We start from the raw sequence: 1,939 nt of genomic DNA on the forward strand, positions 1-1,939 counted from the left end.
TTGTTGTAGCTGCCAGGCTACTTTCTACTATAACACGGAGGTTTCTTTAAGTTCTTTTACCACCCGCATAGCAGGTGGTATTTTTTTGCGATAATTTAAAAACCAGAATTCCCTACGAAATTCTGGTTTGTTTTTTTACTCGACCCTACATTAGTTTATAGGTTCATTTGATATAAACCCTACACTAATCTAAAGGCCCACAATTACTCTATTTCATTACAACTCTTTTAAAAGGTTATATAGTTTTTTTCTATAATAGGAAACGAAGCCTTTCAACTTCATCCCCTCTATGAAATGTTCGGAATTATTCTGCTTAAATATCTTTTTGTACTTTTTTTCTTAATAAAATTAAAATACATCCTGATACTAATATCATAAACATATATAAGCTTGGGTTTGTTGTATCTGCTGTATTTGCTCCACTTGCTGCAATCGATGGTTTGCGATCATCTTTTACACTCGCAATTACTGTTATTGTCGTTCCTTTCTCGGTTGTGAAAGTTACTTCATATTTTCCTGCTTTCGCTTGGATTGCCGATACTTTTACCCTTACTGTTACAGAGTCTCCTGTTACGATATCCCATGCTTGGGCTTCTGCTAAAGCTATGATATCTGCTTCACTTAATTTTGACACTGCTGTTAGGTTTACATCAAAATCATGCGCATAGATCAATTCTTGATTTTCTTCGTTGATAATACTATTATCATCTTTTACTGTAACCTTTAGCGTTAATTTTGTTCCTAACGCTGTTTCATATGTTACTTCGTAAACACCAACTGCTTGCTCAATTGTACTTGTTACTTTTACAATCTCTACTTCTTCATGATCGATATCCTTCCATGCATATACATTACCTAATGCAATTAATTCTTCATCACTGAATTCTTTCACATCATTGATATCAAGTACAAAGTCATTTCCTGACATACTCTCGCCGTTTTCATGATTAACACGGTCAAATACTTCTACTTCTACGCTAATCGTTGTTCCTTCATTTGTTGCAAAATTTATTTCATAAACTCCTTTTTTCGCTTCAAATGATCCTCGGTCAACTTTTGTAATCTCTACATCTGCAAGACCTTCTAATTTCCATGCTCTTGCTTGAGCTAATTTTATCATTTGCTCATCTGTAATTGTTGCTGCTTCTTCTTTACTAATACGGAAGTTGTTGGCACTGATTCCTTCTCCCGTTCCATTGTCTTCTTTTACAACATCTTTTACTCTTACTTCCACTGTAATCTTAGTTCCATTGCTCGTCATTCTTGCCAATGGAGTTACCCCATCGGTTACAAACGTTGCATCATACGTTCCTTTTACTGGTTCAATTGTATGTGCATCAACTTTGACTTGTAATGGCATGAAGTCTGATTTGCGGTATGCCTCTACTTGACTTCTTTCTATCATCATTTTATCTGTCAATGATTGTGCTTCTTCTTTTGACAAGTCAAAGTTTTCTGCTGTTATTACAAAATCTGCATTTTCAACAATGTTTGTAACTACTCTTGCTCTTACTGTTACTTCTGTTCCTTTTGCCGTTGCAAATGTTACATCATATACTCCTTTTGCTGCTTCAAGTGTATGTGTCACATTTGTAATTTCAACATTTGAACTATCTGATACATTCCATGCTTTCGCATTCGCTAACGCTATCAAATCAGCATTTGTAATTGTTGCCACTTTATCAATATCAACAAAGAAATCATTTGCAGCAATTCCTTCTTCATTATCTTCATCAACTATCACTTTGTCATATACAGTTGCTTTTACTGTAATACTTGTTCCTTTTGCTGTTGCAAATGTTACATTGTATATTCCTTCATATTCTTTAATAGCACTGTAATCTACTACTGTAATTGCTACTTTTGATCCATCTACTGTACTACTTGCTTCCGCTTTCGCTAAGTCTATTACTTTCGCATTATTTAATCCTGCTACTTC

Annotated in this window: 1 pseudogene; it reads right to left on the reverse strand. The window is 34.6% G+C overall.

Going from position 1 to position 1,939, the window contains the following annotated elements:
• Window positions 1-313 precede the first annotated feature (313 nt).
• Window positions 314-1,939: pseudogene (locus M2475_RS11325) on the reverse strand (hypothetical protein); the annotation flags it as partial.

It is taken from the genome of Breznakia sp. PF5-3 (assembly GCF_029504745.1).
Lineage (GTDB): Bacteria > Bacillota_I > Bacilli_A > Erysipelotrichales > Erysipelotrichaceae > Breznakia.